This is a genomic window from Pseudomonas sp. 2VD, from assembly GCF_005503585.1.
Classification (GTDB): domain Bacteria; phylum Pseudomonadota; class Gammaproteobacteria; order Pseudomonadales; family Pseudomonadaceae; genus Pseudomonas; species Pseudomonas aeruginosa.
Window position 1 is genome coordinate 1 of record NZ_SCND01000429.1, and the last position, 4,585, is coordinate 4,585.

Below are 4,585 nucleotides of genomic sequence, written 5' to 3' on the forward strand. Positions count from 1 at the left end.
GCAGCGTGCGTCAGATGTGTAGACGAGACAGAAGCAGGTGGACCCGCGCGCCCGGCGCGGCGGCCTGCCGCGCCAGCTCGGCAATGCGACGGGTCTGCGGGCCGCCGTCGATGGCGACCAGGAGTGTATGGAACATCGGCAAATCCTCGGACAGGGCGTACACCGGCATTCTTCGGTAGCCACCCGCGCGCGTAAAGGCATCGCGGACGCAATCCAGCAATGCAGCGAACGCACGCCTGGGAGAACGAAAGACTGCACCTTGCGCACTCAAGGGCGCTTATACTTCCACTCCATGCATCTTCCCGATATGAATCTCCTGGTCGCCCTCAACGTTCTTCTCGAAGAGGGCAGCGTGGTCGGAGCCGCGCGCCGCATGCACCTCAGCCCACCGGCGATGAGCCGTACCCTGTCACGGATCCGCGAGGCGGTAGGCGATCCGATCATGGTCCGCGCCGGCCGCAAGCTGGTGCCCACGCCCCGCGCCCTGGAACTGCAGGAGCAGGTCCGACAACTGGTGGATCAGGCCCGCGACCTGTTCAACACCCGCGAAACCATCCAACTGGACAAGCTGGAGCGCTGCTTCACCCTGCGTTCCAACAACACCCTGGTCGGCGGTCTGGCCACCCGCATACTGGAAATCTTCAGCAAGGAAGCGCCACGCTGTACCCTGCGCTTTGCCCCAGAATCGGACATAGACGACGAAGCCCTGCGGCAGAACCGCATCGACCTCTACATCGGCGCCTCGTCCTGGATGGAGCCCGAGGTCAAGACCCAGCAACTGCTCACCACCCGCTTCGTCGGCCTGGCCCGCCAGGGGCATCCGATCTTCGACGGCGATATCACCCCGCAGCGCTTCGCCGCCTTCCCCCACATCAGCGTCTCGCGCCGCGGACTCCACCACGGCCCGCTGGACCAAGCCCTGGGAGAGCTGGGGGTGACCCGCCAGGTCAAGCTGGTTTGCGCAACCTTCCACTCGGCGATCTTCGCCCTGCCCGGTTCCGACCTGCTGTTGCCGATCGCCGAGCACTCCCTGTGGCGGGCCAACCGACTGGGCCTGGGCCTGCGCCAGTTCGACATCCCGGTGCCATTGAAGACCGTGATGGTGGTCCAGGCCTGGCATCCACGCTTCGACAACGATCCCGCGCACCGCTGGTTCCGGCAAACGGTCAAGCGGCTTTGCGAGGAAGTGCAGAACGATCCCCATCCGCTGCTGGGCTCCAACTGATATAGATGCGTGGAATGCACTGATTCATTTCGATCATTTCAATTTTCACACTATCTGGACGCTCCTAGACTGCGGCGGAAATCAGAAGAGTTTCCGCCCATGCCTTGTTTCCCCACCCTCGCAGTAGCGAGGTCGCGATGACTTCGCTCGCCACCCCGCTCGGCCAGCCGACGCCAACCGCAGCCCCCGCCGCCCAGCCTTTCGGCGCGCGCATCGTGGTCGGCCTGCTCGGCGTGCTGCTCGCCTCGCTCACCGCCGGTCTCAATGGTCATGTCACCGAGATCGCCATGACCGATGTGCGCGGCGCACTCGCCATTGGCCATGACGAAGGCACCTGGCTGACCGTGCTCTACGAAGCCACCCAGGTCGCCGCCATGGCATTCGCGCCCTGGTGTTCGGTGACCTTTTCCCTGCGCCGCTTCACGCTCTTCGCCATCGGCGGCTTCGCCCTGCTGGCCCTGCTCTGTCCGTTCGCGCCGAACCTCGAGAGCCTGCTGGTCCTGCGCACCCTGCAAGGGCTGATGGCCGGCTGCCTGCCGCCAATGCTGATGACCGTGGCGCTACGCTTCCTGCCACCCGGGATAAAGCTCTATGGCCTGGGCGCCTATGCCCTCACCGCGACCTTCGGGCCCAACCTGGGCCTGCCACTGGCGGCGTTCTGGTTCGAATACGTCGGCTGGCAGTGGGTGTTCTGGCAGGTCATTCCACTGTGCCTGGTGGCGATGGCCGCGGTGTCCCATGGCATCCCCCAGGACCCGGTGCGCCTGGAACGCTTCCGCCAGTTCGACGGCATCGGCCTGCTCACCGGTTTCCCGGCGATCTGCGCCCTGGTGATCGGTCTGCTGCAAGGCGAACGCCTGGACTGGTTCGAGTCGCCGCTGATCTGCCTGCTGCTGGGCAGCGGCAGCCTCCTGCTGGGGCTGTTCCTGGTCAACGAATGGAGCCACCCACTGCCGTTCTTCCGCCTGCAGTTGCTGAAGCGGCGCAACCTGACCTTCGCCCTGATCACCCTGGCCGGCGTGCTGGTGGTGCTCGGCGCGAGCATGGGCGTGCCGACCGAATTCCTCGCCGAGATCCGCGGCTACCGCCCCCTGCAGAGCGTACCCATGGTGTTGCTGGTGGCCCTTCCGCAGCTCGTCGCGCTGCCGCTGGTGGCGGCCCTCTGCAACATCCCGCGGGTCGACTGCCGCTGGGTGCTGGCCTGCGGCCTGTGCCTGTGCGCCGGTGCCTGCCTGAGCTTCAGCCAACTGACGGCGGACTGGGTGCGCGAGGACTTCTACCTGCCGATGCTGTTACTGGTGGTCGGCCAGCCGATGGCGGTGATTCCGCTGCTGATGCTCTCCACCAGCGTCATCGCGCCCATCGAGGGGCCCTTCGCCTCAGCCTGGTTCAACACCGTCCGCGGCTTCTCCGGGGTAGTCGCCACCGCGGTGATCGGCGCCCTCGGCACCGCCCGCGAGCACTACCACTCCAACCGCCTGGTGGATCACCTGGGCAATGCGTCCCAGGCCGTCGAACTGCGCCTGCAACAGATCGCCGGCCTGCAACCGGGCGCCGACTCCGGCGCGCACTGGCAGAACCTGGCCGAACAGGCCCGCCAACAGGCCCAGGTGCTGGGCAACGCCGACGTGCTGCTGGCGATGACCGGCCTGGCCTGCGCCCTGCTGATCCTGATTCCGATCCTGCCGCAACGGGCCTACCCGCCCCGCCCGGTCGCTCCCACACACTGAAAGGTCGCTGTATGTCGTTCATCACTTCGCGCAAGGGCAGCCTGCTGCTCGCCGCCCTGCTGGTCCTGATCCTACTGGTCTACCTGCTGTTCCACCTGCTCGCCCCACGGGTCGTGCAGAGCACCGACGACGCCTATGTGCACGCCGATTTCACCCTGGTCGCGCCGAAAGTCGCCGGCTTCGTCCAGGACGTCCTGGTCGAGGACAACCAGCCGGTCAAGGCCGGCCAGTTGCTCGCCCGCCTCGACGACCGCGACTTCCGCACCGCCCTGGCCGCCGCCGAGGCCGACGTGCTCGGTGCCGAGGCCAACCTGGCCAATGCCGAGGCCAACCTGCAACGCCAGCAGGCGCTGATCGAACAGGCGCGGGCCAAGGTCCGCGCCGAGCAGGCCGAGCTGGTCTTCGCCCGTCACGAGCAAAGCCGCTACCAGACCCTCGCCAGCAAGGGCGCCGGCAGCCTGCAGAACGCCCAGCAGGCGCAATCGCGGATCGATACCGCCAGCGCCCGGCTGGCCGAGGGCCAGGCCGCGGTGGATGCCACGCGCAAGCAGGTGAGCGTCCTCGAAGCCCGCGTCGGCCAGGCCCGTGGCGACCTGCAACGCATGCAGGCGCGACGCGACCAGGCCCGCCTGGACCTCTCCTACTGCGAACTCCGCGCGCCCTTCGACGGCCAGGTCGGCCGCCGCCAACTGCGCGTCGGCGCCTATGTCACGCCGGGCAGCGCGCTGCTGGCAGTGGTGCCCCTGCAGCAGGCCTACGTGGTCGGCAATTTCCAGGAAACCCAACTGACCCACGTCTCTCCCGGACAGGCCGTGGAGATCCGCGTCGATACCTTCCCCGGCGAGGTTCTGCGCGGCCATGTCGACAGCATCGCACCGGCCACCGGCCTGAGCTTCGCGCCGATCGCCCCGGACAACGCCACCGGCAACTTCACCAAGGTGGTCCAGCGGATCCCGGTGAAGATCGTTCTCGAGCCGCGCCAGGCCATGGCGGGCAAGTTGCGTGTGGGCATGTCGGTGGAAGCACGGATCGACACCGCGACCGGCACCCACTCCGCCGAGGTCGCCCAGCAATGAAAGGCACTCCGCTCCTGCTTATTGCCAGCCTTGCGCTCGGCGCCTGCAGCCTCGGCCCCGACTTCACCCGCCCGGACCGCCCTGCGCCCGGCGACTGGTCGCTCCAGGCCGCTGCCGGCAACCCCAGCCACCTCGCCGCCGCGCCACTCGCAGCACAATGGTGGACGCTGTTCGACGACGCGCAATTGAACGCCCTGCTGCAACGGGTCCAGCGTGCCAACCTCGACCTGCGCAGCGCCGCGGTGCGCCTGCAGCAGAGCCGCGCGATCCGTCGCAGCCTCGGCGGTGACGCCCTGCCCTCGGTGGACGCCAGCGGCAACTACCAGCGCCAGCGGACCACCAGCGCCGGCCTGTTCGATCCTTCCGGCAAGGCCGGCAAAGGCAACTACAACCACGCCCTGGCCGGCTTCGACGCCTCTTGGGAGCTGGACTTCTGGGGCCGCGTGCGACGCGAGCTGGAAGCCGCCGACGCGACGGTGGAAGCCAGCGAGAACGAACTGCGCGACGTGCAGGTCTCGGTGCTGGCGGAAGCCGCGCGCGACTATATCCAGTTG

4 protein-coding genes and 1 pseudogene are annotated in these 4,585 nt (G+C 67.7%); 4 read left to right on the top strand and 1 reads right to left on the bottom strand.

Annotation, left to right across the window (positions count from 1 at the left end; genetic code table 11):
* Positions 1-31: 31 nt before the first annotated feature.
* A pseudogene (locus FFS27_RS28905) lies at positions 32-136 on the bottom strand (universal stress protein); the annotation flags it as partial.
* A gap of 156 nt (positions 137-292) precedes the next feature.
* Between FFS27_RS28905 and FFS27_RS28910 the strand changes: the two are divergent.
* From FFS27_RS28910 to FFS27_RS28925, 4 genes are all read left to right on the top strand, one after another.
* The gene (locus tag FFS27_RS28910) at positions 293-1,225 is read left to right on the top strand and encodes a LysR family transcriptional regulator (protein ID WP_003090919.1); all 933 of its coding nucleotides are present in this window, start codon (positions 293-295) and stop codon (positions 1,223-1,225) included.
* 137 nt (positions 1,226-1,362) lie between these two features.
* Positions 1,363-2,955 (top strand): MFS transporter, encoded by a 1,593-nt coding sequence (locus FFS27_RS28915; protein ID WP_021264960.1) that lies wholly within the window; start codon positions 1,363-1,365, stop codon positions 2,953-2,955.
* Positions 2,956-2,966: 11 nt separating this feature from the next.
* On the top strand, positions 2,967-4,031 hold the full coding sequence (locus tag FFS27_RS28920; RefSeq protein ID WP_021264961.1) for an HlyD family secretion protein: 1,065 nt from the start codon (positions 2,967-2,969) through the stop codon (positions 4,029-4,031).
* Positions 4,028-4,585, top strand: a 558-nt coding sequence (locus FFS27_RS28925; protein WP_171019252.1) for a TolC family protein, incomplete at its 3' end; no start/stop codon positions are given. The genes FFS27_RS28920 and FFS27_RS28925, both read left to right, overlap by 4 nt.

Coding starts and splice junctions, on each gene's coding strand:
- FFS27_RS28920 (WP_021264961.1), top strand. CDS start 2,967: ATGTCGTTCATCACTTCGCGCAAGGGCAGCCTGCTGCTCGCCGCCCTG.
- FFS27_RS28910 (WP_003090919.1), top strand. CDS start 293: ATGCATCTTCCCGATATGAATCTCCTGGTCGCCCTCAACGTTCTTCTC.
- FFS27_RS28915 (WP_021264960.1), top strand. CDS start 1,363: ATGACTTCGCTCGCCACCCCGCTCGGCCAGCCGACGCCAACCGCAGCC.